This window comes from Streptococcus rupicaprae (assembly GCF_040545225.1).
GTDB lineage: Bacteria > Bacillota > Bacilli > Lactobacillales > Streptococcaceae > Streptococcus > Streptococcus rupicaprae.
The window spans coordinates 54,331-71,676 of the sequence record NZ_JBEPLO010000013.1; the positions used below are offsets into that span (position 1 = coordinate 54,331).

The 17,346-nt window shown below is 46.7% G+C and carries 10 protein-coding genes; 9 read left to right on the top strand and 1 reads right to left on the bottom strand.

Annotation, left to right across the window (positions count from 1 at the left end; all coding sequences use genetic code 11):
• Positions 1-54: 54 nt before the first annotated feature.
• Positions 55-1,311, bottom strand: coding sequence for a tyrosine--tRNA ligase (gene tyrS, locus ABID29_RS06855; protein WP_354365354.1), 1,257 nt, complete (start codon positions 1,309-1,311; stop codon positions 55-57).
• 105 nt (positions 1,312-1,416) lie between these two features.
• Between tyrS and pbp1b the strand changes: the two genes are divergently transcribed.
• The 9 genes from pbp1b (at position 1,417) to comGB (ending at position 17,198) form a co-directional block, all read left to right on the top strand.
• Positions 1,417-3,888 carry a penicillin-binding protein PBP1B gene (gene pbp1b / locus ABID29_RS06860; RefSeq protein WP_354365356.1) on the top strand — a complete coding sequence of 824 codons (2,472 nt, stop codon included), beginning with the start codon at positions 1,417-1,419 and terminating at the stop codon, positions 3,886-3,888.
• Between the two features lie 298 nt (positions 3,889-4,186).
• The gene (gene rpoB, locus ABID29_RS06865; RefSeq protein WP_354365358.1) at positions 4,187-7,753 is read left to right on the top strand and encodes a DNA-directed RNA polymerase subunit beta; all 3,567 of its coding nucleotides are present in this window, start codon (positions 4,187-4,189) and stop codon (positions 7,751-7,753) included.
• 294 nt (positions 7,754-8,047) lie between these two features.
• Entirely contained in the window at positions 8,048-11,677 is a 3,630-nt protein-coding gene (gene rpoC, locus ABID29_RS06870; RefSeq protein ID WP_354365359.1) for a DNA-directed RNA polymerase subunit beta', read from the top strand.
• 185 nt (positions 11,678-11,862) lie between these two features.
• A complete protein-coding gene (locus ABID29_RS06875) occupies positions 11,863-12,504 on the top strand; it encodes an amino acid ABC transporter permease (RefSeq protein WP_354365361.1) in 642 nt (213 codons plus the stop codon).
• A gap of 8 nt (positions 12,505-12,512) precedes the next feature.
• A complete protein-coding gene (locus tag ABID29_RS06880; protein ID WP_354365363.1) occupies positions 12,513-13,145 on the top strand; it encodes an amino acid ABC transporter ATP-binding protein in 633 nt (210 codons plus the stop codon).
• A 159-nt stretch (positions 13,146-13,304) separates the two neighbouring features.
• The gene (locus tag ABID29_RS06885; protein WP_354365365.1) at positions 13,305-14,141 is read left to right on the top strand and encodes an amino acid ABC transporter substrate-binding protein; all 837 of its coding nucleotides are present in this window, start codon (positions 13,305-13,307) and stop codon (positions 14,139-14,141) included.
• A gap of 610 nt (positions 14,142-14,751) precedes the next feature.
• On the top strand, positions 14,752-15,108 hold the full coding sequence (locus tag ABID29_RS06890) for a DUF1033 family protein (protein ID WP_354365366.1): 357 nt from the start codon (positions 14,752-14,754) through the stop codon (positions 15,106-15,108).
• Between the two features lie 184 nt (positions 15,109-15,292).
• Positions 15,293-16,234: a competence type IV pilus ATPase ComGA gene (comGA, locus tag ABID29_RS06895; protein WP_354365368.1), complete on the top strand. Its 942-nt coding sequence runs from the start codon at positions 15,293-15,295 to the stop codon at positions 16,232-16,234.
• Complete coding sequence (gene comGB / locus ABID29_RS06900; RefSeq protein WP_354365374.1) at positions 16,125-17,198, top strand: competence type IV pilus assembly protein ComGB; 1,074 nt, start codon at positions 16,125-16,127, stop codon at positions 17,196-17,198. Before comGA ends, comGB begins: the two co-directional genes overlap by 110 nt.
• Positions 17,199-17,346: the final 148 nt, after the last annotated feature.

Genomic DNA, 17,346 nt, shown 5'->3' on the forward strand with positions numbered 1-17,346 from the left:
AGAAAAACCTGCTAGTACCCGAGTTATGGGTCCTAACAGGTTTTTTGATTGGCTTTAGTAAGTCAGTACAAAGTATTTTTTCTTGCCGCGACGGATGACGGTCAATTCCCCGTCGATTTTATCGCTATCTGACACTTGGTAGTCCAAGTCTTGGATACGGTCGCCGTTGATGGAGATAGCGCCGTTTTGGACATCTTCACGGGCTTGGCGTTTGGAAGTGACAATGCTTGCTGTCACCAAGAGTTCAACGATATTGCGGTCATCATCAGCTTGTACAGTGTAGTTTGGAACGTTGCTGAGGCCTTGCTTAAGCTCGCTAGCGGATAATTCCTTGATGTTACCAGCAAAGAGTTGCTCCGTGATTTTGAGGGCTTGTTCGTAGGCTTCTTGTCCGTGGACCAGGGTCACGACTTCACGTGCCAAGACTTTTTGAGCCAGACGCTGGTGGCGCGCCTGATCAAATTCTTTCTCGATATCAGCAATCTCATCCAAGGATAGGAAGGTAAAGATCTTCAAGAAGCGCACAGCGTCGTCATCCATGACGTTGAGCCAGAACTGGTACATCTCATAAGGAGATGTTTTGGAAGCGTCGAGCCAAACGGCATTGCCTTCTGATTTGCCGAATTTCTTGCCAGTGCTGTCGGTAATGAGGGGGACAGTGATGACGTGACCTGTGACATCAGCCTTGCGGCGAAGGAGTTCGGTCCCTGCGGTCATGTTGCCCCACTGGTCAGATCCACCGATTTGGAGGGTCACGTTGTGAAGGCGGTTGAGCTCGTAGAAGTCAAAACCCTGCATGATCTGGTAGGCAAATTCGGTGTAGGAAATACCGGTCTCGATCCGTTTTTTGACAGATTCCTTACTCATCATGTAGTTGACAGTGAAGTACTTGCCGACATCGCGGAGGAAGTCAATGAAGCTGATAGAGCCAAACCAGTCGTAGTTGTTGGTCATAACAGCCTTGTTGTCTCCGTTGTCAAAATCTAAGAAACGAGAGAGTTGGCCTTGGATTTTTTCCACCCAGCCATCAACCGTTTCTTTGGTCTGAAGGCTACGTTCGGTGTCCTTGAAAGAGGGATCGCCGATGAGACCAGTTGCCCCACCGACAAGTGGAAAAGGTTTGTGGTCAGCTAGTTGCAGGTGACGGCAGACCAGGATCGGTACCAGGTGACCTAGGTGAAGGCTGTCTGCGGTTGGGTCATAGCCTGAATAATAGGCCACGTTCCCTTCTGTTAAAGCTTTTATCAGGGCATCTTCGTCTGTCGTTTGAAAGACGAGGCCACGGGCTTTGAGTTCTTCAAAGATATTCATGGGCTATTCTCCTTTTTCAGTAATGGTCACATTATAACACAATTCAGATAGGAATGGAAAACTTTTAGCAAATTTGTTATAATGGGACGAGTATAAGGAGTTACTATGGCTAAGTTTGATTTTGAAAAGCTAAAGAAAATAAAGGTGGGACAGCCACAAATCTTGAATCATCAATTCTTTGCTCCAATCAGGGAATTTGGGGGCAAGTTTTTGGGATGGTTTAAAATCGGTTTTAATGTTTTATTTGTCCTTGGTCTTCTAGTGGGTATCTTTGGATCCGGGGTAGCTCTTGGTTATATCGGCAGCTTGTTTGAGGTGGTTGAACCGATGGACAAGGAAACCTTGGTCAGCCGTGTCAGTCAAGTTACTGGTATCTCACAGTTGCACTATGCTGATGGAACGATGATTTCAGAAGTGAAATCTGATTTACTGCGTAAGGAAGTCCCTAGTGAGGCTATTTCAGACTATGTCAAGCAAGCAGTGATTGCAACTGAGGATGAGAACTTCCAAACCCACAAAGGGGTTGTTCCAAAAGCGATTTTTAGGGCTGCTCTGGGGTCTTTAGGTCTGGGGTCTTCTAGCGGGGGGTCTACTTTGACCCAGCAGTTGATCAAGCAACAGGTCGTGGGGAATGAATTAACCTACTCTCGAAAGGCGTCCGAGATTATCTATGCACTTGAATTAGAGAGAAATCTCAGCAAAGATGAGATTTTGACACTTTACCTCAACGTCTCCTCTTTTGGTCGAAACCACCATGGTCAAAATATTGCTGGAGTTGAAGAGGCTGCACGCGGTATCTTTGGTGTCTCAGCAGCGGAGTTGTCCATTCCGCAAGCGGCCTTCATTGCAGGCTTGCCACAGAGTCCGATTGTTTATTCGCCTTATGCAGCTGATGGCACCTTGAAGACTCCCGAAAACCTGGCCTATGGTCTGGGACGGGCCCACAATGTTCTTTATAATATGTATCGAACCGGTGCTTTGACCAAGGATGAGTACGACGTTTATACTGCTTACGATATCACCCAGGACTTCTTGCCTGGTGAGCCTATTGTCACTGACAGTGGCGACTACCTCTATTATGCTGTCGTTGAGGAGGCGCAAAATATCATTTATGATCTTTTGGTAGCAAGGGATAAATTGACAGAGGCAGATCTGCAAAATGCAGAAAAAGTGGCGACTTATAAGGAAATGGCTGCGCAGGAGTTGAGTCTGGGTGGCTACACGGTCAAAACGACCATTAACAAGACAGTCTACGATGCCATGCAGTCGGCTGCTGTGGCAAACTCAGGGATTTTACAAGACGGGACGTCCCCTGTTGAAGTTGGTAACGTCCTCTTGGATAACAAGACTGGAGCGGTCATTGCCTTTGTAGGTGGTTATAATTATGGCACTAATCAGGTTAACCACGCTTTGGCGACCTATCGGTCACCGGGATCTAGTATCAAACCTATCTTGCCTTATGCGATTGCCGTTGATCAAGGTTTGCTTGGCTCAGCCTCTGTCCTGTCCAATTACCCAGCGACCTATGCCAGCGGCCAGAAGATCATGCACGGGGTGAGTTCAGGGACCCAAATGGAACCTCTCCAAAATGCCCTGAACCAGTCTCAAAACATCCCTGCTTATTGGACCTACAGTCTCCTTAGAAATACTGGTGTAGACGTTCAGAGCTATATGGAAAACATGAACATCCATATTCCTGAATATGGGATTGAAAGTCTTCCGCTAGGATCAGGAGCTGAAGTGACCGTGGCGCAATTGGCCAATGCTTACCAGACTCTTGCCAACAATGGCGTTTACCAAAAGTATCATATAGTAGAAAGTATCGTTGATGAAACCGGAGAAGTTATCTACCAGCATCAGTCTGAACCTATCCAGGTCTTTTCGCCAGCTGCGGCAACCATTATGCAGCAACTGCTAAGAGGGCCGATTGCTTCTGGAGCAACGACCTACTACCTTTCAAATTTACGTTCGGCTAACGGCCATTTGGCAGGTGCCGATTGGATTGGTAAAACGGGTTCTACAGACTATTATAAGGATGTCTGGTTGAGCATCAGTACACCGACTATTACGCTCACCGGTTGGGCAGGGCACGATGATAATACGGGGATGCCAGATGATGCGGGGTACAACCGAAATTCACGTTACATGGCGCTGATGGCGGCAGCTATTTATGCAGCGGATCCAAATGTCTTTGGGGATTTATCCGCTCGCTTCCAATTAGATGATAGTGTTATAGCCTCAACCGTCTTAAAAATGACGGGGCAGCGCCCAGGGACGCTTCATATTAATGGACGTCAAATTACCCTTGGCGGGGAAACTACAACTAGCTATTGGGCAAAAAATGGAGCGCCAGTAACTAATTATCGTTTTGCGATTGGTGGAACAGATAGTGACTATGCTAAGGCCTGGGATAGGATTTTGGGAAATGTCGCTGAAGAGGAAGAATCTAAAGATAAAGAGGAAACCAAGGAAAAAGAAGAGGATAAAGAGACATCTACAAGCAGTTCAAGGCGAGCAGACAATCAAGAAACAGATAGTGAGGCTCGTGAGGAAGTTGCTACTGAACCTGATGAATAAGTCGGGTACAAATCCTTGCAAAATCTGACAAAATCAGTTATAATAATAAGAACGATTTGTCGTGGTTTTGTTTGAAATATTGTCCAAATAAGACTAACAGCAGTTAAATCAACTGATAAAAGAAGATTTAGCTGCTCTTTTTGCGCCTATTTTTAGGGAAAATTAAGATTGTTACATAAACTTAAAGATTCTGAAAATAACGCGAAAAGGACAGATGAATTGAAAGAAGGCTATCAGCCTTGAGGCAAGCACTGGGAGGATTCTTCCAAGTGCCTATCTTAGAAAAGGAGCTAACGACTTGGCAGGACATGACGTTCAGTACGGGAAACATCGGACCCGTCGCAGTTTCTCAAGGATTAAAGAAGTCCTTGATTTACCAAACTTGATTGAGATCCAAACCGATTCTTATAAGGAATTTTTGGACCGCGAGTTGAAGGAAGTGTTTGAAGATGTGCTTCCTGTGTCTAACTTTACAGATACCATGGAGTTGGAGTTTGTTGGTTATGAAATGCGCGAACCTAAGTATACTTTGGAAGAAGCGCGTGCCCACGATGCTAACTATTCTGCGCCGATTTTTGTGACTTTCCGCTTGATTAATAAGGAAACCGGTGAAATTAAGACCCAAGAAGTTTTCTTTGGCGATTTCCCAATGATGACAGAGATGGGAACCTTTATCATCAACGGCGCTGAGCGGATTATCGTTTCGCAATTGGTGAGATCACCGGGGGTTTATTTCAACGATAAGGTGGATAAGAACGGAAAAGTGGGCTATGGCTCAACCGTTATCCCCAATCGTGGCGCTTGGTTGGAACTGGAAAGCGATTCAAAAGATATCGGTTATGCACGGATTGACCGGACGCGTAAGATTCCGTTTACGACCTTGGTGCGTGCCCTAGGCTTTTCAGGTGATGATGAGATTTTTGATATCTTTGGGGATAGCGAAATTGTCCGCAACACCATTGAAAAAGATCTCCATAAGAACCCTGCAGATTCAAGGACAGATGAGGCGCTGAAAGAGATCTATGAGCGCCTGCGTCCAGGTGAGCCGAAGACGGCTGATTCGTCTCGTAGCCTCTTGACCGCACGCTTCTTCGACCGTCGTCGCTATGATCTTGCGGCAGTTGGTCGCTATAAAATTAATAAAAAACTGAACATCAAGACCCGCCTTTTGAACCAGACCACTGCAGAAGCCTTGGTTGACCCAGAAACGGGTGAAATCTTGGTTGAAGCGGGGACAGTCTTGACCCGCCAAGTGATTGATTCGATTGCAGAGTATTTGGACGGTGACCTCAACAAAATCACTTATATCCCTAATGATTCGGCTGTTTTGACAGAGCCAGTTGAACTCCAACGTTTCAAGATTGTTGCGCCGACAGATCCCGATCGTGTCATCCATGTCATCGGTAATGCCAACCCGAGCGAGCGTATCCGTACAATCACGCCGGCAGATATCTTGGCAGAGATGAACTATTTCCTCAACCTTGCTGAAGGTTTAGGAAAAGTGGACGACATTGACCATTTGGGTAACCGTCGTATCCGCGCAGTTGGGGAACTTTTGGCCAACCAAGTCCGCATCGGTTTGACCCGTATGGAACGGAACTTGCGTGAGCGGATGTCTGTCCAAGACAATGAAGTATTGACACCGCAAAGCATCATCAACATTCGCCCCGTAACAGCGGCTGTTAAAGAATTCTTTGGTTCGTCTCAGTTGTCCCAGTTCATGGACCAGCACAACCCGCTGTCTGAGCTATCACACAAACGCCGTTTATCAGCCCTCGGACCTGGTGGTTTGACCCGTGACCGTGCAGGTTATGAAGTTCGAGACGTTCACTACACTCACTATGGCCGTATGTGTCCGATTGAAACGCCTGAAGGACCAAACATCGGTTTGATCAACAACTTGTCTTCTTATGGACATCTAAATAAGTACGGCTTTATCCAAACGCCTTACCGTAAGATTGATCGTGAAACAGGCCAAGTAACGGATGAAATCGTTTGGTTGACAGCTGATGAGGAAGATGAGTACATTGTGGCTCAGGCCAATTCGCCGCTCAACGAAGACCGTACCTTTGCGACAGATATTGTCATGGGACGTCATCAAGGGAATAACCAAGAATTTCCAGCTAACCAAGCGGATTTCATGGACGTTTCTCCAAAGCAGGTAGTTGCTGTTGCGACAGCTTGTATTCCTTTCTTGGAAAACGATGACTCCAACCGCGCCCTCATGGGTGCCAACATGCAACGTCAGGCTGTGCCATTGATTGATCCAAAAGCACCTTATGTGGGAACGGGTATGGAGTACCAAGCAGCCCATGACTCTGGTGCGGCAGTTATTGCTCAGCATGATGGGACAGTTACCTATGCGGATGCGGATAAGGTCGAAGTGCGCCGTGAAGATGGTTCACTAGATATTTATAAAGTAACAAAATTCCGTCGTTCTAACTCAGGGACGGCTTATAACCAACGTACCTTGGTCAAGGTTGGTGACAAAATTGAAAAAGGTGACTTCATCGCCGATGGTCCGTCTATGGAGCGGGGAGAAATGGCCCTTGGTCAAAACCCAATCGTTGCCTACATGACCTGGGAAGGATATAACTTCGAGGATGCGGTTATCATGAGCGAACGCCTGGTGAAAGAGGATGTTTATACCTCTGTTCACTTGGAAGAATACGAATCAGAAACCCGCGACACTAAGTTAGGCCCTGAAGAAATTACCCGTGAAATTCCAAACGTGGGTGAAGATGCCCTTCGTCAGCTAGATGAAATGGGGATTATCCGGATTGGTGCGGAAGTTAAAGAAGGCGATATCTTGGTTGGTAAGGTCACACCAAAAGGTGAGAAAGACCTGTCAGCTGAGGAACGCCTCCTCCATGCCATCTTTGGAGACAAGTCTCGTGAAGTGCGTGACACCTCCCTTCGTGTGCCACACGGTGCCGATGGAGTAGTCCGTGATGTCAAGATCTTTACCCGTGCCAATGGCGATGAGCTCCAGTCAGGTGTCAACATGCTGGTTCGTGTCTATATCGCCCAAAAACGTAAGATCAAGGTTGGTGACAAGATGGCCGGGCGTCACGGAAACAAGGGTGTCGTATCCCGTATCGTTCCTGTGGAAGACATGCCATACCTGCCAGACGGTACACCAGTTGATATCATGTTGAACCCACTCGGGGTACCATCTCGTATGAACATCGGTCAGGTTATGGAACTCCACCTTGGTATGGCAGCTCGCAACTTGGGTATCCATATTGCAACACCTGTCTTTGATGGGGCTTCTTCAGAAGACCTCTGGGCAACTGTTAAGGAAGCGGGCATGGATTCGGATGCCAAGACCATTCTTTATGATGGCCGTACTGGTGAGCCGTTTGATAACCGTGTATCCGTTGGTGTCATGTATATGATCAAGCTCCACCACATGGTTGATGACAAGCTCCATGCTCGTTCAACTGGACCGTACTCACTCGTTACCCAGCAGCCACTTGGTGGTAAAGCCCAGTTCGGTGGTCAGCGTTTCGGTGAGATGGAGGTTTGGGCTCTTGAAGCCTATGGTGCGTCAAATGTTCTTCAAGAAATCTTGACCTACAAGTCAGATGATGTCACCGGTCGTCTCAAGGCTTATGAAGCTATTACCAAGGGCAATCCGATTCCAAAACCAGGGGTGCCAGAATCCTTCCGCGTACTCGTGAAAGAATTGCAGTCCCTCGGTCTTGACATGCGTGTCCTTGACGAAGATGACAACGAAGTAGAACTCCGTGACTTGGATGAAGGAGAAGATGACGACATCATCCACGTAGACGATTTGGAAAAAGCACGGCAAAAAGCTGCTGCTGAAGCTGCCGCTGCCTTCGCTGCAGAGTCAGATGATTAAAACAGTCCAGTGGACTGTTTTAACCCCTGCCTGAAAGAAAAGGCGCAGGGCAAGTCCAGTAGATCGTTTGATCGTAGTTAGAAAACTCATGGTGTGAGTGTCTCGCCTTCTAATGCTATGACAGAGTCCGCTGCGGGTTCTGAGTTCTTAGGAAAGCGAAATGTCTAATCTTTAGACTTAAAATACACCATAAGTGCGTTTAGGTAGCTGGGAATGCCCCAGTTTGTTGCCTATCCAAGTCATCAGCTTAGTCCTAACGCGACTAGCTGAAACAGTATAAGAAAGGGATATTAAGTGGTTGACGTAAATCGATTTAAAAGTATGCAAATCACTCTAGCTTCACCGAGTAAAGTCCGTTCCTGGTCTTATGGTGAAGTTAAGAAACCTGAAACCATCAACTACCGTACATTGAAACCAGAACGGGAAGGGCTCTTTGATGAAGTCATCTTTGGGCCTACCAAAGACTGGGAATGTTCGTGTGGAAAATACAAACGTATCCGTTACAAGGGTATCGTCTGCGACCGTTGTGGTGTCGAAGTGACTCGTGCCAAGGTTCGCCGTGAGCGGATGGGACACATCGAGTTGAAAGCTCCGATTTCTCACATCTGGTACTTCAAAGGGATCCCGTCTCGTATGGGCTTGACCCTTGATATGAGTCCACGAGCTCTTGAAGAAGTCATTTACTTTGCGGCCTATGTGGTGATTGATCCAAAAGAAACGCCATTAGAGCACAAGTCCATTATGACGGAGCGTGAGTACCGTGAGCGCTTGCGTGAGTACGGACAAGGATCCTTCGTTGCTAAAATGGGTGCAGAAGCCATTCAAGATCTCTTGAAACAAGTGGATCTTCCAACAGAAATTGCAGCCCTCAAGGAAGAATTAAAAACAGCAACTGGGCAAAAGCGGATCAAGGCGATCCGCCGTCTGGATGTTTTGGATGCCTTCTATAAATCAGGCAACAAGCCAGAATGGATGATTCTCAACATCCTGCCTGTTATTCCGCCGGACCTGCGTCCGATGGTTCAGTTGGATGGGGGCCGTTTTGCGGCTTCTGACCTCAATGACCTCTACCGCCGTGTCATTAACCGGAACAACCGTCTCGCCCGTCTGTTGGAGCTTAATGCGCCAGGGATTATCGTACAAAACGAAAAGCGGATGCTGCAAGAAGCCGTTGATGCTTTGATTGATAATGGCCGCCGTGGTCGTCCAATCACAGGTCCAGGTAGCCGTCCGCTTAAGTCTCTCAGCCACATGCTAAAAGGGAAGCAGGGCCGTTTCCGTCAAAACTTGCTTGGTAAGCGGGTTGACTTCTCAGGGCGTTCAGTTATCGCTGTTGGGCCAACTCTTAAAATGTACCAATGTGGTGTGCCACGTGAAATGGCTATCGAACTCTTCAAACCGTTTGTGATGCGTGAGATTGTTGCCCGTGACTACGCTCAAAACGTCAAGGCAGCCAAACGCATGGTGGAACGTGGCGATGAGCGAATCTGGGACATCCTGGAAGAAGTGATTAAAGAGCACCCAGTACTGCTTAACCGCGCACCGACCCTTCACCGTCTGGGGATTCAGGCCTTTGAACCAGTCTTGATTGATGGTAAGGCGCTTCGTCTTCACCCACTCGTGTGTGAAGCCTACAACGCCGACTTTGATGGGGACCAGATGGCCATTCACGTGCCATTGTCTGAAGAAGCGCAAGCAGAAGCGCGGATCCTCATGCTGGCTGCGGAGCACATTCTTAACCCGAAAGATGGTAAGCCAGTTGTAACCCCATCTCAGGATATGGTCTTGGGGAACTACTACTTGACCATGGAAGACGCTGGGCGTGAAGGCGAAGGTATGGTCTTCAAGGATGCTAATGAAGCAGTCATGGCCTACCGTAATGGCTATGTTCACCTCCATACACGTGTGGGAATTGCGACAGACAGTCTGGATAAGCCTTGGCACGAGGATCAAAAGCATAAGATTTTGATGACCACCATCGGTAAAATCCTCTTCAATGCCATCATGCCAGCAGAGCTACCTTACTTGCAAGAACCTAACAATGCCAACTTGACTGAGGGTGTTCCTGCTAAGTATTTCTTGATGCCTGGTCAAGATATCAAAGTTGAGATTGCTAAGTTAGAGATCAATCCACCATTTAAGAAGAAAAACCTGGGGAACATCATCGCTGAAATCTTCAAACGTTTCCGCACGACAGAAACCTCTGCCTTGCTCGACCGCTTGAAGGACCTCGGTTACTACCATTCAACCTTAGCTGGCTTGACCGTAGGTATCGCAGATATTCCTGTTATTGATGATAAGGAAAGTGTCATCGAAGAAGCTCACGACAAGGTTGACTTGATCACCAAGCAGTTCCGTCGTGGTTTGATCAACGATGAGGAACGCTACAATGCGGTGACCAATACCTGGCGCGAAACCAAGGAAATCCTTGAAAAACGTTTGATTGAAAAGCAAGATCCGAAGAACCCAATCGTTATGATGATGGACTCTGGTGCCCGTGGTAACATCTCCAACTTCTCCCAGTTGGCCGGTATGCGTGGACTCATGTCTGCACCGAACGGTCGTATCATGGAACTGCCAATCCTATCTAACTTCCGCGAAGGTCTCTCTGTTCTCGAAATGTTCTTCTCGACCCACGGCGCCCGTAAGGGGATGACCGATACGGCCTTGAAGACCGCCGACTCCGGTTACCTGACCCGTCGTCTGGTTGACGTTGCCCAAGATGTCATCATCCGTGAGGATGACTGTGGTACTGACCGTGGTCTCGATATTACCTCTATCACAGACGGTAAGGAAATGATCGAACCATTGGAAGAACGTCTCCAAGGTCGCTACACCAAGAAGACCGTTAAGCATCCTGAGACAGGTGAAGTCATCATCGGTGCTAATAAGCTAATTACAGAAGACATTGCCCGTCAAATCGTAGAAGCTGGCGTGGAACAAGTGACCATCCGTTCTGTCTTTACTTGTAACACCCGCCATGGGGTCTGCCGTCATTGTTATGGGATTAACTTGGCAACTGGCGATGCTGTTGAAGTGGGTGAAGCGGTCGGTACGGTCGCAGCCCAATCCATCGGTGAACCTGGTACCCAGTTGACCATGCGGACCTTCCACACGGGTGGGGTTGCCTCAAACACCGACATCACCCAGGGTCTTCCGCGTGTCCAAGAAATCTTTGAAGCCCGCAACCCTAAAGGGGAAGCAGTCATCACAGAAATCAAGGGAACAGTTACAGCCATCGAAGAAGACGCAGCGACACGGACCAAGAAAGTCTTTGTTTCAGGGCAAACCGGCGATGGTGAATACGTTGTGCCCTATACAGCCCGTATGCGTGTCGAAGTCGGTGACAGCGTCAACCGTGGTCAAGCCCTCACGGAAGGGTCTATCCAGCCAAAACGTCTCTTGGAAGTTCGGGATGTCTTGTCTGTTGAGACCTACCTCCTTTCGGAAGTTCAAAAAGTTTACCGTAGCCAAGGGGTAGAAATCGGTGACAAGCACATTGAAGTCATGGTTCGTCAAATGCTTCGTAAGGTTCGCGTCATGGATCCAGGGGATACAGACCTTCTCATGGGGACGCTGATGGATATTACAGACTTTACAGATGCTAATGCCCAAGTCGTTATCTCAGGCGGCGTTCCTGCGACGGCTCGTCCAGTCTTGATGGGGATTACCAAGGCTTCCTTGGAGACCAATTCCTTCTTGTCAGCGGCCTCCTTCCAGGAAACCACCCGTGTGCTTACAGATGCGGCCATCCGTGGGAAACGTGACCACCTCCTTGGTCTCAAGGAAAATGTTATCATCGGTAAGATCATCCCAGCTGGTACGGGTATGGCTCGCTACCGCAACCTCGAACCTCAGGCCATCAATGAGGTAGAAACCATTGAACCAGAGGAAGTCGTGGCAGAAGTCCTTGAAACGGAATAAGCCAAAAAGTCAGAAAATCTTGATTTTCTGGCTTTTTTGGTTTGGTCTAGGTAAAAAATCGTGAAAACTATGGTATAATGTATCAATATTCATTAAAAAGCAAGATAGAGTCTCGATAAGACAGGGTCTACTACAGACAACTGACTGATTTTATGGAGAGTTTGTCGCATAATAGGAGGTGCAGAGTGTCTTATATATTAGAAGTTCTACCCAATTTGTTAAGAGGCGCAACAACGACACTAACGATTTTTGTACTTGTTTTGCTCTTGTCTATTCCCTTGGGTATATTGGTTGCCTTTTTGATGCAGATTAAGTTCAAGCCCTTGCGGTGGCTCATAGACCTCTATGTCCTCATTATGCGAGGGACGCCCCTTCTTTTGCAGTTGATTTTTTTCTATTATGTCCTTCCGAGTGTGGGCATTGTATTTGACCGAATGCCGGCGGTTATTATAGCTTTTACTTTGAATTATGCGGCCTATTTTTCAGAAATTTTCCGAGGGGGGATCGAAGCTATTCCTTCAGGCCAATACGAAGCGGCTAAAGTTTTAAAGTTAAGCCATGTCCAGACGATTCGCTACATTGTTCTCCCGCAGGTAGTCAAGATTGTCTTACCGAGTATTTTTAATGAGATTATCACTCTGGTGAAAGATACTTCCTTGGTTTATGCGCTGGGTGTCGGCGATTTGCTACTGGCTAGTCGAACAGCGGCCAATCGTGATGCTAGCCTGGCTCCCATGTTCATCGCTGGGGCAATTTACTTGTTGATGATTAGTGTCGTCACCTTCATCTCTAAGCAAGTCGAGAAGAAATTTGATTACTATAGATAGGAGAGGCTATGTTAGAATTACGAAATATCTCCAAATCCTTTGGAGACAAGCAGATTTTTAGCAATTATAGTCTTCTGATACCAGAAGGAGATATCATTGCGATCGCTGGTCAATCGGGTGGTGGCAAGACCACTTTGCTGAGAATGCTGGCTGGCCTAGAATCAATCGATTCTGGTGAGGTGATTTACAACGGAAAATCCCTGCCCTTAGACCATCTGGAACAGCGAAATCTGTTAGGATTTGTGTTCCAAGATTTTCAACTGTTTCCGCATTTGTCAGTGCTGGAAAACTTGACCCTCTCTCCCATCAAGACCATGAATCTTTCAAAGCAAGAGGCAGAAGAAAAGGCAGAGAAACTGCTAGCAACTTTAGGGTTAGCGGCTCATGCCAAGGCATATCCCTATTCTCTGTCTGGTGGTCAAAAACAGCGGGTAGCTCTAGCCAGAGCTATGATGATTTCACCAGAAATCATCGGCTTTGATGAACCGACGTCGGCGCTTGATCCTGGATTGCGTTTGGAGGTCGAAAAGCTGATCTTAGAAAACAAGGCTTCTGGGATTACGCAGATTGTCGTCACACATGACATGCAGTTTGCTGAGAATATTGCGGATCAAATCATTAACATTGAGCCTAAGCCTTAAATCTGTGAAGGAGAGACTTGGCCTCTTTGGAGAAATGTTATATTTTACAAAAAACCGAACAATCATAAAAATTATTTCAAAAATTAGTGACATTTTTTTAAAAAAGAGGTAGAATAAATAAACTAAATTTAGATGGCAGGGCCATCTAGGAGGAAACTTATGAAAATGAAGAAATTATTAGCAGGTGTTTTTGGTTTGGCGGCGAGTTTGACACTGGTTGCCTGCGGTCAGTCAGCCTCTAAAGAGGCAGCAAGCGATGCCTGGGCAAGCATTGAAAAAGAGGGCGAGATCACCATTGGTTTTGACAATACCTTTGTTCCAATGGGATTTGAAGATAGTTCAGGTAAGAATGTTGGGTTTGACATCGATTTAGCGACAGCCGTCTTTGACAAATACGATATCACTATCGAGTGGCAGCCGATTGACTGGGATTTGAAAGAAACAGAACTCAACAATGGCAAGATTGATCTCATTTGGAATGGTTACACTGCAACAGATGCCCGCCGTGAATTGGTTCTCTTTACAGAATCTTACATGGCTAATGAACAGGTCTTGGTTACCAAGAAAACTTCAGGCATTGATACTATTGAAGGCATGACAGGTAAGAAACTGGGAGCTCAGGCTGGTTCATCTGGTTACCACGTTTTCGCTGAGAATCCTGAAATCCTTAAGGATTTGGTGGATGGTGCAGATGCGACTCAGTATGCTACCTTCAACGAGGCCTTGATTGACCTGAAAAATGACCGTATTGACGGTCTCCTTATCGACCGCGTTTATGCCAATTATTACTTGGCTCAAGAAGGTATTCTGGATGACTATAATGTCTTGGTGCCAGGCTATGCGGAAGAGTCCTTTGCTGTTGGTGCACGTAAGTCTGACAAAACCTTAGTGGATAAAATCAATACAGCTCTCAAAGAACTCTATGCCGATGGCACGTTTGGAGACATCTCTGATAAGTGGTTTGGCGAAGATGTGGCAGCTGATGGTATCAAATAATTAGGGAGAAGATTCCTGAAAAGCTTCAGACTGTGGCTCAATTGATGCATTCTAAAGATTGGATCGGGATGTCTTTCCCCGAGTCTTGTCTAACTAAAATCTATTCACAATGAGGCTGGGCAAAAAGTCAGCTCTATCGGAACCATGGTAGAAAAGACCGCTTGACACAGTGATTGGGAGCTTGGACAGCCTGGGGTTAGGCTGTCCAAGGTTGTCTCCTAGAAATTAAAGAGAGACAATGCTGGTTTTGCCAGCTTTAGCCTTTCCCCTGCATAGTTCCAAAGGTCCGGGGGACCTTTGGAAGTTGGAAATGAAGCTGACGGCGTCAGCATCAAAAGGAACTTTAGTTCCAAACAACCGCTGCTGATTGGCAGTTTTGTTCGCTTTGTAGGCTCCAAAACTGACCTAATCAACTGTGCGGGGGTGGGAGTGAAACTGTCCACTGGACAGTTTCACTCCCACCCCCTTTTTTTGTTTGTCAGCTCAGATAAGGGTGAGCTTTCTGTTGTGTAGCCCATCGTTAGGATTTAGAGTATCGATTGTGAAAATTGAGCAAATTCTTTCCTATTTTATGAAATTTAGGCTATAATACCAATCAAGGAAGTAAGCTATGTATCAAGTGATTAAATTGTATGGAGATTTTGAACCCTGGTGGTTTTTAGAGGGGTGGCAAGAAGACATTGTCATGTGTCAGAACTTTGATGACTATGGACAGGCAGAGCGGCTTTACCAGAAAGAGTGGCAGCAGCTCCGGCAAGTTTTACCCCAGCATGAAGAGCGGACCGATAAGATGTCTGTCTTTTGGGATCCCGCTGAACAGCGTTGGTGTGAAGAGTGCGATGAATTTTTGCAACAGTACCATTCGCTCCTCTTATTGGAACACCATGAGATGGTGACTTGGTTGCCCCAGCAGGCAGTGGGAGGATCTAAACGTGTCAAGGCTTGCCATTTGAAAAAAGCAGAATAATAGAGAAAAAGTTGGCGGAGGTCAACTTTTTTTGTGTTCTTACGAATTGATAGGAGAAGGATCTTAGATTTAGTAAAGCCGGACATGATTTGAAGGTGTGAGTATAGTCGTTAGTCTTCTGCAGGAGAGATGCAAGGCTAAAAGGATCCGTCATTTTTAGAACAACCAAGAAAGGAGACTGGTTATGGCACAGGAATTGGCCAAACGCTTAATCGCCCAGGCCAGTGAGGAGAGGGTTAGTGATATTTATATCCTGCCCAAGGAGACAGAATTTGAACTGTATTTTCGTCAAGGGGAAGACAGGCGATTTATAGCTAGCTATGAGCCTGATAAGATGTCAGCTGTTATTGGGCATTTTAAGTTTATGGCTGGCATGAATGTCGGCGAAAAAAGAAGGAGTCAACTAGGTTCTTGTACCTATGATTATGGCACAGGACAGATTGCCATGAGGCTGTCGACGGTTGGAGACTACCGAGGCCAGGAAAGTCTGGTCATCCGACTGCTCTATGACTTGGATCAGGACTTGAACTTCTGGTTTGAGAATATCAGGTCTCTGGCCCAAGAGGTAAAAGGAAGGGGGCTCTACCTTTTTTCGGGACCAGTAGGGAGTGGGAAGACCTCTCTCATGTATCATCTAGCTAGGCAACATTTTACGGGCCGTCAGGTCATTACGATTGAGGATCCTGTTGAGATCAAACAGGCTGATATGCTCCAGCTCCAACTCAATGAAACCATAGGAGCAACCTATGATGATTTGATAAAATTGTCCCTGCGTCATCGTCCAGACTTGTTGATTATTGGGGAAATTCGGGATAGCCAGACGGCACGGGCGGTCATGCGGGCCAGTCTGACAGGAGCAACGGTCTTTTCGACCATTCATGCCAGATCCATCAGAGGCGTCTATGACCGTCTCTTAGAATTAGGCGTTAGCCCAGAAGAGTTGAACAATAGCTTGCAGGGGATTTATTACCAGCGTTTGCTAGCAGGAGGAGGTGTTGTCGATTTTGAAAACAGAAATTTTGAAGCCTACCAGCCAGGTCGGTGGAACCAAAAGATGGATCAGCTTTTTGAAGCAGGACATCTCACTGAAATCCAATGGGAAACCGAAAAAATTAGGCTTGCTTAGGCAAAAAAAGATTATCGCCCTTTTTAACAATTTGTTCACATCGGGGTTTAACTTGACAGAGATTGTCAGCTTTCTAAGGCGGAGTCAGCTCTTAGCAGACCCCTATACCCAAGCCATGCAGGATGGCCTGCTGTCGGGGCAATCTTTTGCCGTAATTATGAAGCACCTAGGTTTTTCAGACCAAGTGGTGACCCAGCTCAGCCTAGCTGAGATGCACGGGAACTTATCGCTTTGTTTGTCCAAGGTAGAAGCCTATCTAGGTCAAGTTCTCAAGGTCAAAAAGAAACTGATTGAGGTGGCTACCTATCCCTTGATTTTGGTCGGCTTCTTAGTGGTTTTGATGCTGGGCTTGAAGAATTACCTGCTCCCACAGCTGACCCAAGGCAATCTGGCGACTGTTTTGGTTGGTCACTTCCCGGTGCTCTTTCTCGGTTTCTTCTGCACGACGCTTTTAGCCATTCTCGGTTTTCGCTTCTGGTTAAAAAGGACTAGACAGCTGCCTATTTACAGTAGAATGGCGCGCCTTCCTGGTTTTGGGAGCTTGCTACGGCTCTATTTGACGGGCTACTACGCCAGAGAATGGGGCAACCTGATCGGTCAGGGCTTAGAAATGACCCAGATTTTGCAGATTATGGTCGATCAACCGTCAAGGTTGTTCTCAGAGATTGGTCAGGACATGTTGGAAAGCTTGTCTCAAGGGCAACCATTCCATCAAAAAGTTCAGGATTATCCTTTTTTTGAGAGGGAATTGAGCCTGATCATTGAATATGGTGAGGCCAAATCCAAGTTAGGGCAGGAGTTGGAGATCTATGCCAGCGACTGCTGGGACCGCTTCTTTTTCTCAATCAACAAACGGATGCAGTTGATCCAGCCCTTGATCTTTATTTTTGTTGCCCTTGTCATTGTGCTGATTTATGCAGCCATGCTTTTACCTATTTATCATAATATGGAGGTTCATTTGTGAAAAATCGCTTTAAAAACATTAAAAAGTCGTTGGTTTCCGGATTCACTCTGGTGGAGATGAGGGATAGTAAAATTCTTTATATTTTCCACATGATTTTTATGCTCTCAGCCTTTACACGGACTTTGTTTATCAATCCTCTAACCATTAT